The following is a 24069-nucleotide window of genomic DNA, read 5'->3' on the forward strand; positions in this document are numbered from 1 at the left end:
CCGGAGTCCTCCGGATCAGCTGAGGCCCGCGCTCCTCGCGCGGTCCACGGCCGGGCCGATGGCCTTCGCCACCGCCTCCACATCCGCCGCCGTGGAGGTGTGGCCGAGGGAGAAGCGCAGGGTGCCCCTGGCCAGGTCGGGATCGCTGCCGGTGGCGAGCAGGACGTGGCTCGGCTGGGCCACACCCGCCGTACAGGCGGAGCCCGTTGAGCACTCGATGCCCTGGGCGTCCAACAGCAGGAGCAGCGAGTCGCCCTCGCAGCCGGGGAAGCTGAAGTGCGCGTTGGCGGGCAGACGGTGGTCCGGGTCGCCGCCGAGGACCGCGTCGGGAACGGCCGTACGCACCGCCTCGATCAGATCGTCCCGCAGGGCGCCGATGTCGCGGGCGAAGCCCTCGCGCCGCTCCGCGGCGAGCCTCCCCGCGACGGCGAAGGACGCGATCGCCGGGACGTCGAGGGTCCCGGAGCGCACATGCCGCTCCTGGCCACCGCCGTGCAGCACGGGTACGGGGGTGTACTGCCGGCCGAGCAGCAGGGCGCCGATACCGTACGGGCCGCCGACCTTGTGGCCGGAGACGGTCATCGCGGCGAGCCCGGAGGCACCGAAGTCCACCTCCGTCTGGCCGAGGGCCTGGACGGCGTCGGAGTGCAGCGGAATGTCGAACTCGCCCGCCACCTCGGCCAGTTCACGGACCGGGAGGATCGTGCCGATCTCGTTGTTGGCCCACATCACGGTGGCGAGCGCGACATCCAGCGGGTTGCGCGCGATGGCCTCGCGCAGCGCCCCGGGAAGCACCCGCCCGTAGCAGTCGACCGGCAGATACTCGACGGTCGCGCCCTCGTGCTCGCCGAGCCAGGCCACAGCGTCGAGAACGGCGTGGTGCTCCACGGGGCTGGCGAGCACCCTGGTCCTGGCCGGGTCGGCGGCGCGCCGGGACCAGTACAGGCCCTTCACGGCGAGGTTGTCGGCCTCCGTACCGCCCGAGGTGAACACCACCTCGCTGGGCCGTGCGCCGAGGGCCTCCGCGAGCGCCTCGCGGGCCTCCTCGACGGTACGGCGGGCCCGGCGCCCGGCGGCGTGGAGCGAGGAGGCGTTGCCGACGAGGCCGAACTGGGCGGTCATCGCCTCGATCGCCTCCGGCAGCATCGGAGTGGTCGCGGCGTGGTCGAGGTAAGCCATGGTGGTCCTGAGTCTACGAGCCGGGACCGGCCGGGCACGCAGCCGGTCCGCCGGAACGGCCGGCGTACGGCTCCGGGCCGGCCCCCGCCGCGCGGGCCGGCGCCGGACGCGTCATTCCCTGGGCGCGCGCGCCAGTTGGCGCGACTGGGCCACCAGCCGGTCCGCGCTGTCCCAGACCTCCGCGTCCTCCTCCAGGAAGCCACCGGCCAGATTGCGGGTGGTGATCGTCACCCGGAGGGGGCCGGGTGCCGGACGGGAGCGTATGTGCGTGGTCAGTTCGACGGTCGGGGTCCAGCCCCTCAGCCCCAGATCGAAGGAGGTCGGCGGCAGGGCGTCCACAGTGAGGAGCAGGGAGTACGGATCGGCGTCGCGGCCGTCCGCGAACTCGAACCACGCGCGCATGTCGCCCTGTCCGGAGGGCGCGCCCAGCGCCCAGCCGACCGTCGCCGGGTCGATCCGCATGGCGAGGCGGTCCAGCATGGAGAAGTCACCGGGCGGCGGCGGGCCGGCGTCCGTGCCGACGCACCGCTCCAGCGGCGGGATGGCGGGCGGTTTCGCGGCCGTCCGTACGTCGTCGGGCAGCGCGTCCAGATCTCCGTAGGAGCCGATGACCCGGAGCCGCTCGACCTCACGGCCGTCCTCCTCGGTCTGGAAGAGGGACGCCTGTCCGGTGGAGAGCGTACGGCCGGTCCGTACGGTGACGGTACGCACCACGGCCGGGCCGGGCGTCGACGGCGTGAGGTAGTGGGCCGAGACGGCGAAGGGGTCGGAGTGCGGCAGCGCGTCGCCGAGCGCGCGGCCGATCAGCGCCAGCAGATAACCCCCGTTGGCGACGTTCATGATCGTCCAGCCCGGGGAGAGCTGTGCGTCGTAGACGCCCGGTTCGCGAAGGGTGAGGGCCGTACCGCGGTCGAACTCGCTGTCACCGATGGATGCCTGTGCCATGGCGGAAACCGTACAACAGGATTGTACTAAGCGGTAGCTTATGTAACCGAGGACTCCTCGGCGGCGGCCGACCGCCGGTTCCGGGCGCGTGGCGCCCGCCAGTGGAACCGCATCGCGAGCAGCCGCAGCGCGAACGCGGTCAGTACGGCGAACCCACTGGTCAGCCCGTTGAGCGCGTCGAAGCGGATACAGAGCGCCACCATCGCGGCCCCGACGATGGCCGGGACGGCGTACAGATCACGGTCCCAGCGCAGCAGCGAGGGCACCTCGTTGGCGAGGACGTCACGGAGCACACCGCCGCCGACCGCCGTGGCGAGCCCGAGCGCCGCCGAGGCGGTGAGGCCGAGACCGTACTCGTGCGCCTTGGTGGTGCCGGTGACACAGAAGAGGCCGAGCCCCGCCGCGTCGAAGACATTGACCGCGCCCTGGATGCGTTCCACCTGAGGATGGAGGAAGAACACCAGCGCGGTGGCCACCAGAGGCATGGAGAAATAGCCGAGATCGGTGAAGGCGGCCGGCGGGACGGCCCCGATGATCAGGTCGCGGAGCAGCCCCCCGCCCAGCGCGGTGATCTCGGCCAGTACCGCCATACCGAAGACGTCGAAGTTCTTGCGTACGGCGAGCAGGGCGCCGGATATCGCGAAGACGAAGATCCCGGCGAGGTCGAGCCCATGCTGGACAGAGGGCGTGAAGAGGTCGTGGAACACTCGGACATTGTGCGGGACCGCCGGGACACATCCCGAAGGAAGGCCCGGCGGTCCCGGTTCCGGTCTCCTGGGTCCCGGTCCCGGGTGCTCAGGGACCGGGGACCCGACCGGCTACTCCTTGGCCGGGCCTTCCGCGTCCTCGGCAGGCGCGGCGGAAGCCGCGGCGGCGGCCGGCGTCTGCGCCGCCAGCTCCACCGTCTCCCGCGCCGCCACCGACACCGTGTCCTGCGGACGCTGGTCGGCAGCGTTCTCCGGGTGGTGGCAGGCCGCCTGGTGGCCCGGCGCCAGCTGGATCAGCGGCGGCTCGGTCGTCTTGCAGATCTCCGTCGCCTTCCAGCACCGGGTGTGGAACCGGCAGCCGCTCGGCGGCGAGATCGGCGACGGCACATCGCCCTTGAGCAGGATCCGGTCGCTCTTCCCGCCGCGCCTGCTCGGGTCGGGCACCGGTACGGCCGAGAGCAGCGCGTTCGTGTACGGGTGCTTCGGCGACTCGTACAGCGACGTACGGTCGGCCAGCTCGACGATCTTGCCGAGGTACATCACCGCGATCCGGTCCGAGACATGGCGGATGACGGACAGGTCATGCGCGATGATCACGTACGTCAGCCCCAGCTCTTCCTGGAGGTCGTCCAGCAGGTTCACCACCTGCGCCTGGATCGACACGTCCAGCGCCGAGACCGGCTCGTCCGCGACGACCAGCTTCGGGTTGAGCGCCAGGGCGCGGGCGATGCCGATGCGCTGGCGCTGGCCGCCGGAGAACTCGTGCGGGTAGCGGTTGTAGTGCTCGGGGCTCAGGCCCACCAGCTCCAGCAGCCGCTGCACCTCCTTCTTCACGCCGCCCTCGGGCTCGATGCCCTGGAGCTTGAAGGGGGTGCTGACGATCCCGCCGATGGTGTGCCGCGGGTTCAGTGAACCGTACGGGTCCTGGAAGATCATCTGTACGTCGCGGCGCATCGGCCGCAGCGCTCCGGCGGACAGATGCGTGATGTCCCGGCCCTCGAACTCGACCTTTCCGCCGGTCGGTTCGAGCAGTCGCGTGATCAGCCGGCCCATGGTCGACTTGCCGCAGCCCGACTCGCCGACGACGCCCAGGGTCTCGCCGGGGCGCACGTCGAAGGAGAGTCCGTCGACCGCCTGGACGGCCCCGACCTTGCGCTTCAGCAGGCCCTTGGTGATCGGGAAGTGCTTGACCAGGCCGGTGACCTTGAGGATCGGCTCGGGTCCTGAACCGCCGGTCCCGGACGCGGACCCGGCCCCCGACTCCTGCTCCGGAATCTTCTTCTTCAGCTCAGTCACAGCTTCGGCGCAATCTCTTCGGTCCAGATCTGTTCCCGCTCCGCCGGCGACATGTGGCAGGCGGAGAAGTGCCCGTCGGTGATCTCCCTCAGGTCCGGACGCTCGGTGCGGGTGAGGTTGTCCTTGGGGACGTCGGCGTACGGGCAGCGCGGATGGAAGGCGCAGCCGGACGGGACGTTGATCAGACTGGGCGGGGTTCCCTTGACCGGCACCAGCCGGTCGGTCTGCTCCCGGTCGATACGCGGCATCGAGCCGAGCAGGCCCCAGGTGTAGGGGTGCTGCGGCCGGTAGAAGACCTTCTCGGCGGAGCCGCGCTCGATGCAGCGCCCCGCGTACATCACCAGCAGGTCGTCCGCGATCTCGGCGACGACGCCGAGGTCGTGGGTGATGATGACGACCGCCGAGTGGAACTCCTTCTGGAGGTCGCGGATGAGGTCGAGGATCTGCGCCTGGACGGTCACGTCCAGGGCGGTCGTCGGCTCGTCGGCGATCAGCAGCTCGGGGTTGTTCACCAGCGACATCGCGATCATCGCGCGCTGGCGCATACCGCCGGAGAACTGGTGCGGATAGTCGTTGAAGCGCTGGGCGGGCTCGGGGATCCCGACCCGGTCCAGCATCTCGACGGCCCGCTTCTTGGCGGTCTTCTTGTCGACCTTGTTGTGGACGCGGTACGCCTCCACGATCTGCGCGCCGATGCTGTAGTACGGATGCAGCGCCGACAGCGGGTCCTGGAAGATCATCGACATCTTGTGGCCGCGCAGCTCGCGCACCCGCTCGGGGCCCGCGCCGATCAACTCCTCGCCGTCCAGCCAGATCTCGCCGGAGATGCGGGCCCGCTCGGAGCTGTGCAGCCCCATGATGCCCAGCGAGGTCACGGACTTCCCGGAGCCGGACTCACCGACGATGCCGAGGGTCTTGCCCGCCTTGAGGTCGAAGCTGACGCCGTCGACGGACTTCACGAGGCCGTCATCGGTGTCGAAGTGGATGCGGAGGTCCCGTACGGAGAGGAACGAGCCGTCCGCGGCCGGAGCACCGACGGCAGCCCCCGTAGCCGTAGCCGTACCCGCGTCGTCCCCGCTCGCGTCCTTCGTCTTGCGCACGTCGCTCATGAGAGCCTCACCCGGGGGTCGATCGCGGCGTACACGAGGTCCACCAGCAGATTGCAGAAAACGATGAAGAAGGCGGCGACCAGCGTCACACCCATCACGATGGGCAGGTCGCTCTTGGTCACGCCCTGGATGGCGTACGCGCCCATCCCCTGGAAGGAGAAGACGCGCTCGGTGATGACCGCGCCGCCCAGCAGCAGCGCGAAGTCCATGCCGAAGATGGTGACGAGCGGGGTCAGTGCGGCGCGCAGGCCGTGCTTGACGACCACCTGGCGCTCGCGCAGACCCTTTGCCCGCGCGGTTCTGATGTAGTCCTCGCCCATGGTCTCCAGCATCCCGGCGCGGGTGAGCCGCGCGTAGAGGGCGGAGTACAGGAAGGCGAGGGTGCACCAGGGAAGGATGAGGTTCCACGCCCATTCGCCGGGGTTCTCGGAGAACGGCACGAACTCAAGGTTCTCCCAGATCGTCCAGTGGAAGCTGAACAGCGCGAGGGAGACCAGGCCGGTGAAGAACATCGGCAGCGAGACGCCGGCCAGGGCGACGCCCATGGTCAGCCGGTCGAAGATCGAGCCCCGCTTGAGCGCGGAGAGGACGCCGATGGCGACACCGGAGACGACCCAGATGACCGCCGCGCCGATGGCCAGCGAGAAGGTGACCGGGATGCGCTGGACGATCTCCGGCCAGACCTCGACATGGGTCTTGAAGGAATAGCCGAAGCAGGGCGCGTGGCACACCGAGGGGTTGGGGCCGAAGTTGTACTCGGCGCCGACCACGATGGCCTTGATGAAGTGCCAGTACTGGAGGTAGAGCGGATCGTCCAGTCCCAGGTTCGCCTTGATCGCGGCGATGGCGGCGGGATCGGCGCCCTTACCGACGTACTGGGCGGCCAGTGAATCGGTCGTCTGGCCGCCCAGGCGGGGCACCAGGAAGAAGATCGCGAACGTGACTGCGCTGACCACCAGCAGCAGCAACACCGCGGCGAATACGCGTCGGATGATGTACGCAGCCACAGCCGTGCGGTGGGGGGGGGGGGGGGGGGGGGGGGGGGGGGGGGGGGGGCCCCCCCCCCCCCCCCCCCGACACCTTCACCTGCCTTTCGGGGGGTGCTGTTTGATGTAACAGGTGTTACTCGGTCGTACGAAGTACGGAGCCGTACGGGATGTACGGACGTACTGAGTGCCGCTCGGTCTTACTTCGACGAGCCCATCAGCACGTAGTCGTACATGCCCAGGTAGGACTCGGCGACCGTGACGTTCGTCGCCGACTCCGGGCGGTAGAGCAGGTTCTTGCGGTAGAAGAGCGGAACCGCCGAGGCGTTCTCCAGGACCAGCTTGTCGACCTCGGCCCACTTCTCACCGCGGGCGGTGGGGTCGAGGGTGCCGATGCCGTCGGTCAGCGCCTTGTTGATCTTCGGGTCGTTCAGCTCCATCAGGTTCGTGCCACCCGACGGCTTGATCGCCGAGCCGTTCACGATCTGGTCGAGGAAGCCGTACCCGGTGGGCCAGTCGGCACCCCAGGCCATCATCATCAGACCGGCGTTGTTCTCGTGGACCCACTTGGGGGAGCCCGCGAAGTCGGTGAAGTACTTGTCCGCCGGGAACTGCTTGATGTCGGCGGTGATACCGATCGCCTTCAGGCTCTGCTGGATCTGCGTCGCGGCCAGGACCTCGTCGGGACGGTCGGAGCGCGCCGTCAGCGAGGTCTTGAAGCCGTTCGGCTGACCGCACTTGGTGAGCGCTTCCTTGGCCTTGGCGGCATCGCCCTTGTTGCCCGGGGTCGGGTACAGGTCGAACTTCTTGTACCCGGCGACCGACGGCGGGATCATCGTCGTGGCGGGCTCACCCTTGACCGCGCCGCCGATGGAGTCGACCACTCCGGCCTTGTTCACGGCGTACTGCACGGCCTTGCGGCACTCGATGTTGTTGAACGGCTTCACGTTGACGTTCATCGCCAGGTACTGGAGCGCGCCCGCGTAGGGGTTGTCCGTCTTGGCCTTCTCGGCGGGCTTGACGAGCACCTTCGGCTGCGTCTTGGACTGGAGCCCGGTGCCCTCGATACCCGCGGTGATCGAGTCGCTGAGCAGGTGCTCGTCGATCGTCGAGGCGTTGACGTTGAACTTCAGCTCGATCTTGTCCGGCAGCGCCTTGCGGATCGGGTCCGTCGCCGGGTCCCACTGGGGGTTGCGGACGAGCGTCGCGCCGCGGCTCTCGCTGTACGACTCGAACTGGTACGGGCCGGAGGAGACGATGTTCTGGACGTACTCGGCACCCTTGTCGGCCTTCTTCGGGACCGGAGCGGTCTGCGAGAACGCCGCGAGGTAGTCCATGTCCGCGAACGGCTTGTTCAGCTTGAAGGTGATCGTGTACTTGTCCGGCGTCTCGATGGACTTGAGGCCCCCGGCGGACGGGTCCTTGTACGGGCCCTTGTACTTGTCACCGCCCTCCAGGTACGACTTGAAGTACGTCGGGCCGTTGGAGAGGGCCTCGGGCGCGAAGTTGGAGCGCTCGACGGCGTACTTGACGTCCGCGGAGGTGATCTCGGTGCCGTCCTGGAACTTGATGCCCTTGCGGAGCGTGTAGGTCCAGGTCTTGGCGTCGGGGCTGCCCTTGCCCAGGGAGGTCGCCAGGTCGGGAACGACCGTGAGGCCCTCCTTGCCGGCGGCCGGCTTGAAGGTCACCAGGGAACGGCCGTACAGGCGGGAGAAGTTCTGCACCCAGCCGTAGTACGTGTTGCCCGGGTCCAGGGAGTCCGGGCCACTGGCGTGCTCGTACGTGACCGTTCCCCCCTTCTTGGTGCTGGCGTTGACGATGCTGGTCAGACCGGCGTCGGCCTTCGCGCTGCCGCCGCCCCCCTTGTCGTCACCCTTGTCGCTGCTGCCGCAGGCGGAAACACCCAGTGCCAACGCCAGCGTGACGGCTATGGCCGACGCTGTCTTTCTGCTGTTCACCTGAGGAAAGCCCCCTCGATCGATGGTGCGGCAGGGCCGCGATTACTTGCCACGGGGGTCGAGTGCGTCACGCAGACCGTCCCCCAGCAGATTGAAGGCCAGCACGGTGATGAAGATCGCCATGCCGGGAATGATCATGAACATCGGGTCGACCTGGTACAGGTCGACCGCGGTGGAGAGCATGCCGCCCCACGAGGACTGCGGCGGGGCGATACCGACACCGAGGAAGCTCAGGGACGCCTCGAAGAGGATGTTGGTGGGGATCAGCAGCGTCGAGTAGACCAGGATCGGCGCGATCAGGTTGGGCAGCAGTTCCCGGAAGAGGATGAACGGGCCGCGCGCACCGAGTGACCGGGCCGCCTCCACGAACTCCCGCTCCCGCAGGCTGAGTGTCTGCGCGCGCACGATCCGGCCGATGTACGGCCAGCTGAAGAAGCCGATCACGAAGATCAGTACGGCGATGCGCAGCGAGAGTCCTTCGAGTCCGAACACGCTGCCCTGGAGCGACGCGGAGATCGAGATCGCGAAGAGCAGCAGCGGGAAGGCGAGGAAGGTGTCCATCATGCGGCTGATGGCGCTGTCGACCCAGCCGCCGTAGAAGCCCGCCACGACGCCCATCACGACACCGATGACGACGGAGAGCAGCGTGGACCCGGCCGCGACGACCAGGGAGACCCAGGAGCCCTCGACGATACGGGCCAGGATGTCCCGGCCCGTCTGCGGTTCGACACCCAGGAGGTGGTCCCAGCTGATGCCACCGAAGCCGCCCTTGGGAGCGAGCAGCACGGGGTCGACGAGGTCCTGGTTGAAGGCGTTGGGGTCAAGACCGAAGACCGACTGGATCGGTTTGGAGAGTACGGCGACAAGGACCAGCAGGATCACGATGACGCCGCCCGCCATGGCGACCTTGTCCCGCTTGAAACGGGTCCATGCGATCCGGCCGAGCGAACGGCCTTCGATCTGCTTGCCCCCGGCGCCTTCCAGCACCGCTTCCGGCTGCGCCTGCGCCGCCGACCCGGTGGTCTCGATAGGTGCCGTCATTGCGCTGGAGACCCCTCTCGGCCGACGGTGGCCGGCCCATGACCGCCGCTGTAGCGGCTCTTTCACTTCACATGTCGCATGGTGGTCCCCCGGGAAAAGTGGGGGGAACTGTTTCTGTCAGCGCATCGCACACTAGGCCGAGTCCACCTGCTGCACGGAGTCTTCAGTCCTATCGCGATCACCCGCCAGCCCCCACAGGGAATGTTTGCGCAACCGTGATGCGATCCGAGGGTTACCGTTATCCGGACGTCGCGATCTTCTCAGCGGACCAACTCGGCTACTATTCCCCCAGATCGGACATGCGACCCGACTGCCCTCATCCCGCATGAAACCGGTGCGCGCGTCCCGGCGCGACGAAGCTCCGCGCCCGTGCGGTGCCGCTCAGTATGCGCGGCCGGCGGGCGGCGGGTAGCCGTATCCCGAAGTCGGCGCGGGAACGGCATGCGCCTCACGGTCGTAGAACGGCCTGGTGTTGGCGCGCAGCCACATCGTGACCGGGTCGTACTCGTCGGACATCGCGACGGTCGAGACCGGCAGTCCGTCCGGCACGGCGGCGATCGACTGCCGCATCATCATGCGTACGGAGTCGACGGAGACGGGGCTCGTGTCGTACAGGTCGAGACCGATCGCCAGATACGGGGCGCCGAGGGCCGGCTGCACCCAAGCGCGGCGCAGGGAGCGCACGGCGGGCGTGCGGTGCGCGTTCTGGGTGAGCTGGGCGTAGAACTGCGGGAGTTCGATGGCGGGCTCGGAGAGCCTGAGCGGTCCCGCGGGCATCCGGTCGAGACCGGTGGCGATCCGGCGCAGATCGAGCCAGGGGATGCCGACACCGCCGCCGGGGGCGTGCGGATTGAGCCAGATCCCCCAGCGGTCGGGATAGAGGGCTCGGGCGATGTCGCGCCCCGAGACCACCTCGTGGGCCCGGGTCCAGCCACTGACCGCCAACTCCTGGGCGGAGGTGACGCACGGGGCGTAACCCAGGCCGTCGATCTCCATGTTGCCGTACTGGGCCTCGGGTGATCCGGCGCGGCCGTGCCAGAGCAACATCCAGACACTGTCGTCGGCGAGCGCCTGGAGCAGCGCCTCGTACGCGTCGTAACGTCCTGGCGTCACCTGGCGCAGCATGTGCTCGACCTGCCCGGCCGCCGCGGTGCCTGACGCGCTCACTCTGGGTCCCGCCCCTCTTCGATCCACCACTCGTCCAGCCCCCCGAAGCCCGCGCGTCCCCATACGTCCGCCGCGCTCCGCCGCGGGAGGGGCGACCCGCCGGGCACACGGTGCGGCGGTCCCGCCATGAAACCAGCTTAGAGGGGCTTCCTGACACAGACTTGACGACCGGCGCGCCCGCCATGAGGGTGCGGGCGTGGCCGATCTCTTTCCCTGTCCTGCCCGTAGCCCGCCCGCTCGTACCCGCGCCTGCCCGTTCCGTCCCGGACTATGCGGCGGACAGGAGTCAGCCGCGCTGGTAGAACGGCCGCACCTTCTCGCGCAGCCAGTCACCGACCGGGTCCTGGGCCACGTCCAGCAGGACGAGGTTGACCGGCCAGCCCACCGCCACCCGCCCCAGCGCCCGGCCGAGCGCGTCCATGGGGGCGTTGCGGTCCGCGGCCTCCCAGGAGGAGAGCTGGACCCCGATGAAGAGCGCCGGGGGCTCGCCCTCGACGCTGGCGAGCGCGCGGCGGGCGGAGAGCACCACACCGGACGCCTCGAACTCGGCCCCGGCGGCCGAGAGGAACTCGACCGGATCCTCCTGCCAGTCCGGCTCGAAGAGCCGCACCCGGCCCCCGCTCGCCGGGCCGTCGAGCGGCGTACGCCCCACCCGGCACAGCTCGGCGACGGCCGGCGGCGGCAGCGGCATCCCGACGACGCCGCCCGGGTTCACCGCGATACCGAGCTGCGGGGGCAGGCCCCGGGCGAAGTCACGGGCGGGGGCGACGGTGCAGGCCATATGGGCGCCGACGCACTGGAGGAACTGCTGCTCGGAGCTGAACACCGGGACATACGGGATGCCCTCGATCTCCATCGTCGGCAGATCGAGCGCGGGGCTGTCGGGACCGCCGCCCTGGGGCAGCGGCACCCAGATCTCACTGCGTCCCAGTACCTCGATCAGCCGTCCGCCTGCCGCGTCGGCGCCGAGCGAGGCGACGAGCACCTCTTCCAGCTCGTTGCCGGGCCATGCTGTGTTCACCGTGCTCCCCTTCGCCACCCTCGCCCCCGCGGCAGCACCTTAGACCGATCGGCGCATGGGGAGCGGCGTCGCGGGGCTCCTTCTTCTCCCCCCTTGTGCCGGTCGGTCTCACACCTGGACGAGTGAGTCCGGACCCCGGCGCCGCCCCCGAACGGCTCCGTCCGGCCCGCCTGTTGGCTCAATCCGCCCGGGTGGCCGGGAAGGCGATCCGCTCCAGGGCCCGCGCCGCGTCCCGGTCCAGGAGCACCGCCGAGGCGCAGCCCCGGGGGAGGCGGCCCGTCTCGGCGTCGGCGAGCAGGCGGCGGACCGCGCGGCGGTGCCGGGCGAAGGCGTAGCCGGACACGCCCCGGCCGCGCTCCCGCTGGCCCTCGCGCGCCACCTCGGGCGGGACGTCCAGCAGGACGAGATGGAGCCGGCGGCCACGCCGACGGGCCTCACGGGCCAGCCAGCTCCGTACCCATCTCTGCGTACCGCAGTCATGGACGACGACGCTCTCGCCGGAGCCGAGCGCGCGCCGCAGCCCCGCGTAGTGCGCGAGCCGGACGAGCGGGCGGTAGACGGCGTACGGCAGGGCGCCCGGCAGCCGGCGCGCCCAGCGGTCCCTGGTGTCCTGGGAGTCGATACCGGTGGCCTCGGCGGCCCGCCGGATCAGGGTGGACTTGCCGCTGCCCGGCAGCCCGGAGACGACCACCAGATCCCCTTCGGCGAAGACGAGACTCTTCGTGCCGCGGCCCCGCGCCCGGCCGCCCTCGGCGGCGGGCCCCCGCCCCCGCAGATCCCGGACGACCCGCGCCACGCGAGCCGCGCCGTCCCGGACCGCACCGTCCCGTGCGGGTGCGCCCGGCTGCGCGGCCGTGCCCGTCTGTGCCGGCATCCCCGCGGTCGTCGCGTACGTACCGGACCCCTGCGACATCATCGCCGTCCCCCTGTCAGCTCAGTCGACCTGGCCCATGAACCTTGCCCATGAAGTGTAAAGAAATGGTAATGCGCCACAAGCTTTTTGCGGGGGCGGGCGAGTTGTGGACCGGGCTCCCCGCTCGGCGGCGATGCGTGCGATGATGTGCCCGCCAACTGCATACCGGCCGTTTGAATCCGCGCGGGAGAGTCCCGGTCACCGTGTGTGCGCCGGGCGCCGAAGGAGCAAGACCCTCCCTTGAATCTCTCAGGCCCCGTACCGCGTGGATGAGGCAGATCTGAAAAGCGGGCCGCAGCTCTGCGGCTCCACCCAAGGTGCAAGTCATGACCGCTCTTACGGTGGCCATGATGAACCTCTCAGGTTCCGATGACAGATGGGGAGGACCGTCCTCGCCGTCATGCCCTGGGAGTCACACCGATGAGCCATGTCCCCCCGAGCAGCACCAGCACGCCCGGCCCCGCCGCCCCCGGCACCCCGCGTCTCACCGCCCTCGACGCCACGCACCGCGCACTGGGCGCGACCATGACCGACTTCGCGGGCTGGGACATGCCGCTGCGGTACGCGAGCGAGCGCGACGAGCACCACGCCGTCCGCACCCGCGCCGGTCTCTTCGATCTCTCCCACATGGGTGAGATCACCGTCTCGGGACCGGCCGCCGGCGACCTCCTCGACTACGCGCTCGTCGGCAATATCGGCGCCGTCGCCGTGGGCCGCGCCCGCTACACCATGATCTGCCGGGAGGACGGCGGGATCCTGGACGACCTGATCGTCTACCGTCTCGGCGAGGAGACCTTCATGGTCGTCGCCAACGCCTCCAACGCCCAGACCGTGCTGGACGCGCTGACCGCCCGCGCCGAGGGGTTCGACGCGGCCGTACGCGACGACCGCGACGCGTACGCGCTGCTGGCGGTCCAGGGCCCCGAGTCCCCGGGCATCCTGAAGTCGCTGACCGACGCCGATCTGGACGGCCTCAAGTACTACGCGGGCCTGCCGGGCACCGTCGCCGGTGTCCCCGCGCTGATCGCGCGTACCGGCTACACCGGCGAGGACGGCTTCGAGCTGTTCGTCGAGCCCCGGTACGCCGAGCGGCTGTGGCAGGCGCTGACCGAGGCCGGCGAGGGCGTCGGGCTGGTGCCCTGCGGGCTGTCCTGCCGTGACACCCTCCGGCTCGAAGCCGGTATGCCGCTGTACGGGAACGAGCTGTCCACCGCCCTGACCCCGTTCGACGCCGGTCTCGGCCGGGTCGTGAAGTTCGAGAAGACCTCGAACGGCGGCGCCTTCGTCGGCCGCGAGGCCCTTCAGGCCGCCGCCGAGCGCGCCACGTCCGCCCCGCCCCGCAAGCTCGTCGGCCTGATCGCCGAGGGCCGCCGGGTCCCGCGCGCCGGGTACCAGGTGGTAGCCGGGGGCGCCGTCGTGGGAGAGGTCACCTCGGGCGCCCCCTCCCCGACCCTGGGCAAACCGATCGCCATGGCGTACGTCGACGCCGCGCACGCCGCGCACGGCACGCCGGGCGTCGGAGTCGACATCCGCGGCTCCCACGAGCCGTACGAAGTCGTGGCGCTGCCGTTCTACAAGCGCCAGAAGTGATACGGACGTCAGCACGCCCCTCGACGCCGTCTCGGTCCGTAAGACAGCTGTTCCGCACCACACACCCGCGTACAGGAGAATTCAGGTCATGAGCAACCCCCAGCAGCTGCGTTACAGCAAGGAGCACGAGTGGCTGACGGCCGCCGAGGACGGTGTGTCGACGGTCGGTATCACGGAGTTCGCGGCGAACGCCCTCGGCGACGTCGTGTTCGCCCAGCTTCCTGAGGTCGGTGACACGGTGACCGCGGGCGAGACCTGCGGAGAGCTGGAGTCCACCAAGTCGGTCAGCGATCTGTACGCCCCGGTGACCGGTGAGGTCACCGAGACGAACCAGGACGTCGTGGACGATCCCTCGCTGGTGAACTCCGCCCCGTTCGAGGGCGGCTGGCTGTTCAAGGTACGTGTCGCGCAGGAGCCCGATGACCTGCTCACCGCCGATGAGTACACAGAGTTTTCCGGCAACTGAGACCCCAGGGACCGTGATGTCTTCGAAGTCGCTTCTGAACGCCTCGCTCCATGAGCTCGACCCCGACGTCGCCGCCGCCGTCGACGCCGAGCTCCACCGTCAGCAGTCCACGCTCGAAATGATCGCCTCGGAGAACTTCGCTCCGGTCGCGGTCATGGAGGCGCAGGGCTCGGTGCTGACCAACAAGTACGCCGAGGGCTACCCGGGCCGCCGCTATTACGGCGGCTGTGAGCACGTCGATGTGATCGAGCAGATCGCCATCGACCGGGTGAAGGCGCTCTTCGGCGCCGAGCACGCGAACGTCCAGCCGCACTCCGGCGCCCAGGCGAACGCGGCGGCGATGTTCGCGCTGCTCTCCCCCGGCGACACGATCATGGGTCTGAACCTCGCCCACGGCGGGCATCTGACCCATGGCATGAAGATCAACTTCTCCGGCAAGCTCTACAACGTCGTCGCGTACCACGTCGACGACAAGACCGGCCAGGTCGACATGGCCGAGGTCGAGCGACTCGCCAAGGAGTCCCGTCCGAAGCTGATCGTGGCCGGCTGGTCGGCCTACCCCCGCCAGCTGGACTTCGCGGCCTTCCGCCGGATCGCGGACGAGGTCGGCGCGTATCTGATGGTCGACATGGCGCACTTCGCCGGTCTGGTCGCCGCGGGCCTGCACCCCAACCCGGTGCCGCACGCGCATGTCGTCACGACCACCACGCACAAGACCCTCGGCGGCCCGCGCGGCGGTGTGATCCTCTCCACCAAGGAACTGGCGAAGAAGATCAACTCCGCGGTCTTCCCCGGCCAGCAGGGCGGCCCGCTGGAGCATGTCATCGCGGGCAAGGCGGTCTCCTTCAAGGTGGCGGCCACGGACGAGTTCAAGGAGCGCCAGCAGCGCACCCTGGACGGCGCCCGGATCCTCGCCGAGCGGCTGGGCCTGCCGGACGTCACCGAGGCGGGCGTCTCCGTGCTCTCCGGCGGTACGGACGTACACCTCGTTCTCGTCGATCTGCGCGACTCGGAGCTGGACGGCCAGCAGGCCGAGGACCGGCTCCACGAGATCGGCATCACGGTCAACCGGAACGCCGTCCCGAACGACCCGCGCCCCCCGATGGTCACCTCGGGCCTGCGGATCGGCACGCCCGCGCTGGCCACCCGCGGCTTCACCACCGAGGACTTCACCGAGGTCGCCGAGATCATCGCGGCGGCCCTGAAGCCCTCCTTCGACCGCGAGGCGCTGGCCGGCCGGGTCACCGCGCTGGCCGAGAAGCACCCGCTGTACCCGGGCCTGTAGTCATCCGTACGGCCTGAGTTACGGGGCACCGCGCACACTGGACCGTGCGGCGCGGTGCCCCGCACCACGTTCCCCCGCGTGTCACCGTCATCTCCGCACCACCCCGGCAGACAACGGCGTCTACCAACCAGCAAGGAGTCACCCGTGGCCATCTCGGTCTTCGACCTGTTCTCGATCGGAATCGGCCCGTCCAGCTCCCATACGGTCGGTCCGATGCGCGCGGCGCGGATGTTCGCGCGCCGGCTCAAGAACGAGGGCCTCATCGCCCACACCGTCTCGATCCGGGCGGAGCTGTACGGATCGCTCGGCGCCACCGGCCACGGCCACGGCACGCCCAAGGCCGTGCTCCTCGGCCTGGAGGGCAACTCGCCGCGCACCGTCGACGTGGAGAGCGCCGACGACCAGGCGGAACGTATTCGCAGCAGCGGCCGGCTCAATGTGCTCGGTATGCACGAGATCGCCTTCGACGCCGGTACGGACCTGGTCCTGCACCGCCGCAAGACCCTGCCGTACCACGCCAACGGCATGACCGTCTTCGCGTACGACGCGGCCGGCGCGGTGCTCCTGGAGAAGACGTACTACTCCGTGGGCGGCGGCTTCGTCGTGGACGAGGACGCCGTGGGCGAGGACCGGATCAAGCTCGACGACACCGTGCTGAAGTACCCCTTCCGCACCGGCGACGAGCTGCTGCGGCTGTCGGCCGAGACCGGACTGTCGATCTCCGCGCTGATGCTGGAGAACGAGAAGGCCTGGCGCACGGAGGACGAGATCCGCGCCGGGCTGCTGGAGATCTGGCGGGTCATGCAGGCGTGTGTCTCACGCGGGATGGCCCGCGAGGGCATCCTGCCGGGCGGCCTCAAGGTCCGCCGCCGCGCCGCACATTCGGCACGCCAGCTGCGCGCCGAGGGCGACCCGCAGGCGCACGCCATGGAGTGGATCACGCTCTACGCGATGGCCGTGAACGAGGAGAACGCCGCGGGCGGCCGCGTGGTCACCGCCCCCACCAACGGCGCCGCGGGCATCATCCCGGCGGTAATGCACTACTACATGAACTTCGCGGCCGGGGGCGCCACGGCGGAGGAGAAGGACGAGAACGTGGTCCGCTTCCTGCTCGCCGCGGGCGCCATCGGCATGCTCTTCAAGGAGAACGCCTCCATCTCCGGTGCCGAAGTCGGCTGCCAGGGCGAGGTCGGCTCGGCCTGCTCCATGGCGGCGGGCGCCCTCGCGGAGGTGCTGGGCGGCAGCGCCGAACAGGTCGAGAACGCGGCCGAGATCGGCATGGAACACAACCTCGGCCTGACCTGCGACCCGGTCGGCGGCCTCGTCCAGATCCCGTGCATCGAACGGAACGGCATGGCGGCGGTGAAGGCGGTCACGGCGGCGAAGATGGCGCTGCGCGGCGACGGCAGCCACAAGGTCTCCCTGGACAAGGTCATCAAGACCATGAAGGAGACGGGCGCGGACATGTCGGTCAAGTACAAGGAGACCGCGCGCGGCGGGCTCGCGGTGAACATCATCGAGTGCTGACGGAACACGCTCTGATCAGTGGTTTCCCGTCTTTCAGCGCTGTCACGGGCTTTCCGGTACGCACGGCGGATCCTCCCTGCTCAAGCTGACCAAGAGGGGGGGGACGGTCCTGGCCTGATCAGGGCGGACAGGGGCTGTTTCGGCGTCCCTGATGGCGCGTGCCGCGTTGATGAGTCCGATGTGGCTGAAGGCCTGGGGGAAGTTGCCGAGGTCTTCGCCGGTACGGGTGTCGACCTCTTCGGGGAGGAGGCCGATGTCGTTGGCGCAGGCGTCGGCCGCCGCGCACTGCTCCCGGGCTGTCCAGCAGGTGACGGGGGGCGGCGCCCGCTGACGAGTGGCCTTACGCCACCGTCGCACGGGACGCCGGGTCCGGCGACACGGGTGGACCGACGGGTGGGCCGAACGCGTGGCCTGCCGAAGACAGGCCCTGGTGTGATGCGCCAGAGGTTGGTTGTTCGTCAAGAGGTCATCTCATTTGGTGAGTCTTCGGTAGCACATGATGCCGCAGGCGAGTTGAAGAAGACCCGGCAAGGGCCACTGAAGTTGGCGGGTGCCGTTCCGGATGGCCGCGTAATTCTTCTGGGACGCGTCAGCGGGTGCGGCGTTCCGCCTCGGCCGTGACCGCCAGGGCGACGACGGTCAGCAGGGACAGCAGTGCCCAGGCCGGGGTGAAGCTGCTGGTGAGATCGACCAGCAGGCCGAGCACGGGCGGCACCGTGACGATGGCGATCTGGTTGACGGACATGGCCAGCCCCAGGGCGAAGCCCGTCTTGCCCGGTGGGGCCGCTTCGGTGACGTAGGCGACCCACGGGCCGTACCAGCCGAATCCGAAGAACCCGAGCCAGACGAAGACGCCGGAAGCGACGACCGGCGCCCGCCCGGCCGGTGTCATCAGCACGGCCAGCCCGGCGATCACAGCGACCATGCAGACCAGCACAATGACATAGCGCCCTGAACTGCTCCGGTCGCTCCAGGCCGCCAGGCATATCCGGCCCGCGACTCCCGCACTTTGAGATGCCACCAGGATCAGGGCCGCCTGCCCGGCGCCGACCGATGAGGTCTGGTGGAGGTGCAGCACCGTCAGGATGCCCACGCCGTACTGCACCGAGATCAGGCTGGTCCCCGACAGCATGATCTTCAGGGTGGACGGTTCACGGAGCATGCGCAGCCGGGCGCGGAGCTGTGCCGCGAGCGGGTCCGACGGCTCCCTGTCCTGCGGGGCGGGCAGTGCGGGTGGCCGACGGTAGCAGCCCATGAAGAGGCCGGCTCCGAGCAGCGCGACGAAGCCGCCGGTCAGCAGTGTCGCCCGCCAGCCGAACTCCTCGGCGACGAGTGGGAGTACGGCCGAGGCGAGCGCCGCCCCCAGCGGCAGCCCGGCCTGCCGGATACCCATCGCCAAGCCGCGCTGTGACGCGTCGAACCAGGAAGCCACCGACTTGCTCCCACCCGGCTGGACGGTGCTGTATCCCGCGCCGACCACCAGCAGTGCGACCAGCAGAGCCGGGTATCCCGGCGCCAGGCTCCCCGCACCCAGAGCCAGCGCGACAGCGCCGGCCCCGATCCCGACCACCCAGCGCTCGCTGTAGTGGTCCAGCAGCTCGCCGGCCACCAGCAGCCCGGCCAGCGGGACGAGCTGGGCCGCCGAGACCAGCAGACCCAGCTGCGCGGTGCTCAGGTCCAGGGCGCTCTGAAGGTGGACGCCCAGCGCTCCGATGCCGCCCACGAAGAACCCGGACGCGGCCTGGGTGAAGGTGGCGATGCCCAGCACGATCCAGCGATAGCGCCACGGGTCGCGGGCCTGAAGTCCGGTGCGTCCGGCGGTCTGTTGTGTCATGCCGGCCACCCTGCTGTAATACCTTTATGCTGCTCAACCCTTACGGCGAGGACGCGGTGAACCTGGCCGCGGACCTGGCCAACCGCCGACCCGAGAGCTCGGCCGAGCTGACAGACCGCTGCCGCGCCGCCGGGCTCATGCTGGAGCGCCCGGTGACAGCGGACGATCTCGGCCGCACCCAGGCCGCGCTGGACGCCTGGGAGACGGTCGTCGACGCCGCCGGGGAGCAGGAGCGCGCCGACCTGCTCAACCGGATGCTGGCCGAGGCCGCCGCCTACCCGCGGCTGACTTCCCACCCCGGTACCGGCTGGCATCTGCACTACCGGGACGCGGAACAGCCTCTCGGCTCGGTGCTGTTCACGCTGATCACGGTCGGTACAGCACTGCATCTGGCGGGCCGGGGCATGCACCGGCTGCGGCGCTGCGAGGTGACCGAGTGCGACACGGCTTTCGCCGACACCTCGCGCACCGGACGGCAGCGCTACTGCTCACAGCGCTGCGCCAACCGCGACGCCGTCCGCAGACACCGGGCGCGAGCCGCGGTCACCTGACCAGCTGCGGTGTGCGACACCGGCGTCCCCAACCGCGCCCACGTACAACCCGACGTGGCACCGAGGACAATCGCCGCCAAATGAGATGAGCCGGCGCCGCCCGGTCCGCCCGAAGCGAGCTCCAGCCGTGTGGGAACGGGCAAATGCTGCTTCCGCGGGCTCCGATCCATCGCCCATATCGACGCATACGAGTGGCCGGAGTCCGAGTGGACACCTGAGTGAGGGCCCGGCAGGGGCGGATCTTCGCGTGGACCCTTGACAGAAACGTTGGCGGATTAAAACCTATGGCAACGTTGTCAGGCAGGCCGACACAGGCCGCCTGCTCTTGAGGGCTCGCCTGGAATGGATCACGTCACTCATGTCTGACCAGTCATCTCACCCTTCCCGCCGGTCCGTTGTCGCGACCGGATCGACCCTGCTCGCGAGCTTCGGGCTCGGGGGCGCGTTCTCCGGAACCAGTCACGCGGCGGGGTCCCCGGTCACCGCCGGCGAGACCGGGCCCCGGGGTGAGCTCGCCGCGTACCGGCCCGTCGAGGTGTCGTCCGTCGACTACGCCCCCACACCGGGCCAGTTCGTGGTGGACGGGCTCAACTCCACCGGCGTGAAGGGCAGCGGGTGGCGGGCCGCCGGTGGTGATCCGCAGTGGATCTCCATCGATCTCCAGGCGGAGTGCGAGGTCGATTCCGTACGGCTCACCTTCGAGGCGACCAAGGACGACCCGGTCTTCACCCCGTCCACCAGCGGTAATCCGCGGGACAACACGACCGGCCAGGAGATCCTGTCCAGCTGCGCGGTGGCTTTCACCATCGAGGCGTCCCGGGACCGGCGCGAGTGGACCACCGTGTACCGCACCCTCTCCGGAGTCGGCGGGGTGGTGGAGATAAAGCTGAACAAACCGGCCGAGGCGCGCTGGGTACGGATGACCGTGACGAAGCGGTCGAACGACAACCCGCTCGGCCTCAACGGCTTCGAGGTCTACGGCACGGCCAAGGGCCGCAGGCCCGCGGCCAGCGGGTGGACCGACTGGGGCAGGCACGAGCACCACGCGCCCGCGTTGGAGGTCGCCGACGACGGAACGGTCCCGCTGGAGTCGGGCTGGACGCTGACGATGGACGACTGGGCCGGTGCAGAGGGCGGCGAGCTGTCCCTCCCCTCGGTCGACACCAGCCGCTGGCTGCCCGCGACCGTGCCCGGTACGGTCCTCGGTTCGCTGGTGGACCAGGGCCATCTGCCCGACCCGGTCGCCGGAATGAACAACCTCCGCATCCCCGAGGCCCTTTCGCGCCACGCGTGGTGGTACCGGCGCGGTTTCCTTCTGCCGCGCGAACTGCGCACCGGCCCCGGCCGCCATGTCTGGCTGGAGTTCGACGGCGTCAACCACCAGGCCGACATCTGGCTCAACGGCACGCGGGTGGGCGGGCTGACGTATCCTTTCGCGCGCTCCGCCCACGACGTGACACCTCTGCTGGTCTCCGGCGGCGGCGAGCAGGCGCTCGCCGTACGGATCACGCCCATGCCCTTCCCCGGGAGCCCCGGGGACAAGAGCGAGGCGGGTCTGGCCTTCGTGGACGCCGGAGCCACCATGATGAACCGCAACTCCCCCACGTATCTGGCCGCTTCCGGCTGGGACTGGATGCCGGCCGTACGCGACCGGGTCTCGGGGATCTGGAACCATGTGCGGCTGCGCTCGACGGGGCACGCTGTCATCGGTGACCCGCGCGTGGACACCACACTGCCCGGACTGCCCGACACCGGCACCGCCGAGGTGACGATCGTGGTGCCGGTACGCAACGCGGACTCCGCCGAACGCCGTGTGACCGTGACCGCGTCGTTCGACGACATACGGGTCTCCAGGACCGTCACCGTGCCGGGCGGCGCGAGCACAGACGTGATCTTCACGCCCGCCGAGCACGCGCCGCTGCGCGTGCGCGACCCGAAGCTGTGGTGGCCCAACGGCTACGGCGAGCCCGCCCTGCACGATCTGACGCTCGTCGCCACGGTCGACGGCGCGGAGAGCGACCGGCGCACCACACGCTTCGGCATCCGCCAGTTCGGCTATGAGTACGCGGTGCCCCTCCCGTTCGGTGGCGGCACCGACACGTATACGCAGTCGGTGGACGTGGGCGCCAGGACGGCCCGGTACGTGCGCGTCAGGTGCCTGACGCGCGCCACCGACTGGGGCTCGTCACTGTGGGGCCTCTCGGTGGTCGACAGCGCCGCGCCCGGCACCGACCTGGCCCTGCACAAGACCGCCACCGCCTCGTCCGTCGACGAGGCGGGCCATGAGGCCGAGCACGTCACGGACGGGGATGAGAAAACACGCTGGGCGTCGGCGTTCGAGGACGACCAGTGGATCCAGGTGGACCTCGGCGGGACCGTCTCCTTCGACCGGGTGGAGCTGCGGTGGGAGCGGGCGTACGCCAAGACGTACGTGGTGCAGGTCTCGGACAACGGCGACACCTGGACCGACGCGGAATCGGTCGACAACTCGGCGGTTCCGCTGCCGTTCGGGAACGCCAACGCGAGTCTCCAGAGTGTCGACATCGGCGCCCGCGAGGCCCGGTACGTGCGACTGAACGGCGGTGAGCGGGCGACCAGCTGGGGCTCCTCGCTGTGGAGCCTGTCGGTGGTCGACAGCGCCGCGCCCGGCACCGACCTGGCCCTGCACAAGACCGCCACCGCCTCCACGGAGGACGGCGACAACAAGGCGGCCAACGCCACCGACGGCAAGGCCGACACCCGCTGGTCCTCCGCGTACGAGGACAACCAGTGGATCCAGGTGGACCTCGGCGAGAGCGTGTCCTTCGACCGCGTCGTCGTCGTGTGGGAGCCAGCCTACCCCAAGACGTATGTCATCCAGGTGTCCGCCGATGGTGCCACCTGGACGGACGTGAAGGCCGTCGACAACACCCCCGAGCCGCTGAAGATCAGCGTCAACGGCGTCCGGGTCTTCTGCCGGGGCGGCAACTGGGGGTGGGACGAGCTGCTGCGCCGGATGCCCGCGGAGCGGATGGACACGGCGGTACGGATGCACCGGGACATGAATTTCACCATGATCCGCAACTGGCTCGGCAGCAGCAACCGGGAGGAGTTCTTCGCCAGTTGCGACGAGTACGGCCTGCTCGTGTGGAACGACTTCCCGAACGCCTGGGCCATGGACCCGCCGGATCACGACGCGTTCAACAGCCTGGCGCGGGACACCGTACTCCGCTACCGCGTCCACCCCAGTGTCGTCGTCTGGTGCGGTGCCAACGAGGGCAACCCGCCCGCGGCGATCGACAACGGCATGCGCGAGGCCGTCCAGTCACAGGCACCGGGCATCCTGTACCAGAACAACTCGGCGGGCGGCATCATCTCCGGCGGCGGCCCGTACGGCTGGGTCGAGCCGGACCGTTACTTTTCGCGATCCACCTACGGCGGCGGCCACTTCGGCTTCCACACCGAGATCGGCATGCCCGTGGTGTCGACGGCCGAGAGCATGCGCAACCTCGTCGGCGACGAGCCGGAATGGCCGATCGGCGACGCCTGGTACTACCACGACTGGAGCACCCGGGGAAACCAGGCTCCGCAGAACTACCGCGCCGCCATCGAGGCCCGCCTCGACACGGCGAAGGACCTGGACGACTTCGCCCGCAAGGCACAGTTCGTCAACTACGAGAACGCCAGGGCCATGTTCGAGGCATGGAACGCCAACCTGTGGCAGGACGCCAGCGGCCTGATGCTCTGGATGTCCCACCCGGCCTGGCACAGCACCGTATGGCAGACATACGACTACGACTTCGATGTCAACGGCACGTACTACGGGGCGCGTAAGGCCTGCGAACCCGTCCATGTGCAGGCCGACCCGCAGAAGTGGGAGGTCACCGCCGTCAACCACACCGCCCGCGACCTGACAGGTGTGACCGTCACAGCCCGGCTCCACGACCTGTCCGGGCGCCCGCTCGGGTCCGCCCTCCGTACGAAGCTCGATGTCGCTCCGTCGACCACAGCGACCGCGTTCGCCGCCGCTTTCGGATCGGACCTTCCTGACCTGCATCTGCTGCGGGTGAGCCTGGAGGACAGCAGGGGCAGGCCGCTGTCCCGGAACACGTACTGGCGCTACCGCGAGCCGGCCGACATGCGGGCGCTGAACAGGACCAGGACGGTCAGGATCACGGCCGACCTCGGTCATGTCTCCCGGTCCGGGGCGCGACGCGGCATGACCGCGACCGTGCGCAATCGGGGCGCCGTCGTCGCGTCGATGGTGCGGCTGTCGCTGCTCGACGCCGGCGACGAACGACGGGTGCTGCCGACGCTGTACAGCGACAACTACCTGTGGCTCCTGCCCGGTGAGTCCCAGACGGTGACGCTGTCCTGGCCCGCCGACGCCCTTCGCTCCGGGCGGCCCGCCCTTCGGACCGAGGGATACAACAGCGCACGGACGCTGACGCGCGCGTAGCCTCCGGTTCGGACCGGGTGCCGGACCGCCACCTGCCGAACCAGCGGCCGGTGGCG

Annotated in this window: 19 protein-coding genes and 1 riboswitch; of the genes, 6 read left to right on the forward strand and 13 right to left on the reverse strand. The window is 69.7% G+C overall.

Features of this window, described 5'->3' with window-relative positions; all coding sequences use genetic code 11:
- Positions 1-15: 15 nt before the first annotated feature.
- The 11 genes from ACIRQP_RS29150 to ACIRQP_RS29200 form a co-directional block, all read right to left on the reverse strand.
- Positions 16-1179, reverse strand: coding sequence for a cysteine desulfurase family protein (locus ACIRQP_RS29150; RefSeq protein ID WP_403894798.1), 1164 nt, complete (start codon positions 1177-1179; stop codon positions 16-18).
- A gap of 111 nt (positions 1180-1290) precedes the next feature.
- Entirely contained in the window at positions 1291-2124 is an 834-nt protein-coding gene (locus tag ACIRQP_RS29155; RefSeq protein ID WP_403894801.1) for a thioesterase family protein, read from the reverse strand.
- A gap of 38 nt (positions 2125-2162) precedes the next feature.
- Positions 2163-2831: a trimeric intracellular cation channel family protein gene (locus ACIRQP_RS29160; RefSeq protein ID WP_403894803.1), complete on the reverse strand. Its 669-nt coding sequence runs from the start codon at positions 2829-2831 to the stop codon at positions 2163-2165.
- A gap of 111 nt (positions 2832-2942) precedes the next feature.
- Positions 2943-4127 carry an ABC transporter ATP-binding protein gene (locus ACIRQP_RS29165; RefSeq protein WP_403894805.1) on the reverse strand — a complete coding sequence of 395 codons (1185 nt, stop codon included), beginning with the start codon at positions 4125-4127 and terminating at the stop codon, positions 2943-2945.
- Positions 4124-5236 carry an ABC transporter ATP-binding protein gene (locus tag ACIRQP_RS29170; RefSeq protein WP_403894810.1) on the reverse strand — a complete coding sequence of 371 codons (1113 nt, stop codon included), beginning with the start codon at positions 5234-5236 and terminating at the stop codon, positions 4124-4126. The genes ACIRQP_RS29165 and ACIRQP_RS29170 overlap by 4 nt, the downstream gene beginning before the upstream one ends.
- Entirely contained in the window at positions 5233-6243 is a 1011-nt protein-coding gene (locus ACIRQP_RS29175) for an ABC transporter permease (RefSeq protein WP_403894813.1), read from the reverse strand. The genes ACIRQP_RS29170 and ACIRQP_RS29175 overlap by 4 nt, the downstream gene beginning before the upstream one ends.
- A gap of 179 nt (positions 6244-6422) precedes the next feature.
- Complete coding sequence (locus tag ACIRQP_RS29180) at positions 6423-8180, reverse strand: ABC transporter substrate-binding protein (RefSeq protein ID WP_403894816.1); 1758 nt, start codon at positions 8178-8180, stop codon at positions 6423-6425.
- 42 nt (positions 8181-8222) lie between these two features.
- On the reverse strand, positions 8223-9221 hold the full coding sequence (locus tag ACIRQP_RS29185) for an ABC transporter permease (RefSeq protein WP_403894818.1): 999 nt from the start codon (positions 9219-9221) through the stop codon (positions 8223-8225).
- A 381-nt stretch (positions 9222-9602) separates the two neighbouring features.
- Positions 9603-10388, reverse strand: a complete 786-nt coding sequence (locus ACIRQP_RS29190; RefSeq protein ID WP_403894821.1) for an enhanced serine sensitivity protein SseB C-terminal domain-containing protein — start codon at positions 10386-10388, stop codon at positions 9603-9605.
- A gap of 286 nt (positions 10389-10674) precedes the next feature.
- Entirely contained in the window at positions 10675-11409 is a 735-nt protein-coding gene (locus tag ACIRQP_RS29195; RefSeq protein WP_403894823.1) for an enhanced serine sensitivity protein SseB, read from the reverse strand.
- 178 nt (positions 11410-11587) lie between these two features.
- Complete coding sequence (locus tag ACIRQP_RS29200) at positions 11588-12325, reverse strand: AAA family ATPase (protein WP_403894826.1); 738 nt, start codon at positions 12323-12325, stop codon at positions 11588-11590.
- Positions 12326-12496: 171 nt separating this feature from the next.
- Positions 12497-12596: riboswitch (glycine riboswitch) on the forward strand.
- 146 nt (positions 12597-12742) lie between these two features.
- Here ACIRQP_RS29200 and gcvT point away from each other — a divergent pair.
- The 4 genes from gcvT to ACIRQP_RS29220 all read left to right on the forward strand — a co-directional run bounded on the left by gcvT (position 12743) and on the right by ACIRQP_RS29220 (position 17190).
- The gene (gene gcvT / locus ACIRQP_RS29205; RefSeq protein WP_403894828.1) at positions 12743-13912 is read left to right on the forward strand and encodes a glycine cleavage system aminomethyltransferase GcvT; all 1170 of its coding nucleotides are present in this window, start codon (positions 12743-12745) and stop codon (positions 13910-13912) included.
- An 88-nt stretch (positions 13913-14000) separates the two neighbouring features.
- Positions 14001-14378 carry a glycine cleavage system protein GcvH gene (gcvH, locus tag ACIRQP_RS29210; RefSeq protein WP_030351860.1) on the forward strand — a complete coding sequence of 126 codons (378 nt, stop codon included), beginning with the start codon at positions 14001-14003 and terminating at the stop codon, positions 14376-14378.
- A gap of 16 nt (positions 14379-14394) precedes the next feature.
- The gene (gene glyA / locus ACIRQP_RS29215; RefSeq protein WP_403894831.1) at positions 14395-15663 is read left to right on the forward strand and encodes a serine hydroxymethyltransferase; all 1269 of its coding nucleotides are present in this window, start codon (positions 14395-14397) and stop codon (positions 15661-15663) included.
- 144 nt (positions 15664-15807) lie between these two features.
- A complete protein-coding gene (locus ACIRQP_RS29220) occupies positions 15808-17190 on the forward strand; it encodes an L-serine ammonia-lyase (RefSeq protein WP_403894834.1) in 1383 nt (460 codons plus the stop codon).
- Positions 17191-17232: 42 nt separating this feature from the next.
- On the opposite strand, the gene ACIRQP_RS29225 is transcribed toward ACIRQP_RS29220, so the two are convergent.
- Both ACIRQP_RS29225 and ACIRQP_RS29230 read right to left on the reverse strand, forming a co-directional pair.
- Positions 17233-17547: a glycoside hydrolase family 15 protein gene (locus ACIRQP_RS29225; protein ID WP_403894836.1), complete on the reverse strand. Its 315-nt coding sequence runs from the start codon at positions 17545-17547 to the stop codon at positions 17233-17235.
- Between the two features lie 232 nt (positions 17548-17779).
- A complete protein-coding gene (locus tag ACIRQP_RS29230) occupies positions 17780-19024 on the reverse strand; it encodes an MFS transporter (protein ID WP_403894839.1) in 1245 nt (414 codons plus the stop codon).
- Positions 19025-19050: 26 nt separating this feature from the next.
- On the opposite strand from ACIRQP_RS29230, the gene ACIRQP_RS29235 reads away from it, so the two are divergent.
- Complete coding sequence (locus ACIRQP_RS29235) at positions 19051-19575, forward strand: CGNR zinc finger domain-containing protein (protein WP_403894842.1); 525 nt, start codon at positions 19051-19053, stop codon at positions 19573-19575.
- Positions 19576-19933: 358 nt separating this feature from the next.
- The gene (locus ACIRQP_RS29240) at positions 19934-24013 is read left to right on the forward strand and encodes a discoidin domain-containing protein (RefSeq protein ID WP_403894845.1); all 4080 of its coding nucleotides are present in this window, start codon (positions 19934-19936) and stop codon (positions 24011-24013) included.
- The last annotated feature ends 56 nt before the right edge of the window (positions 24014-24069 follow it).

The organism is Streptomyces sp. NPDC102274, from assembly GCF_044766385.1.
Classification (GTDB): Bacteria; Actinomycetota; Actinomycetes; order Streptomycetales; family Streptomycetaceae; genus Streptomyces.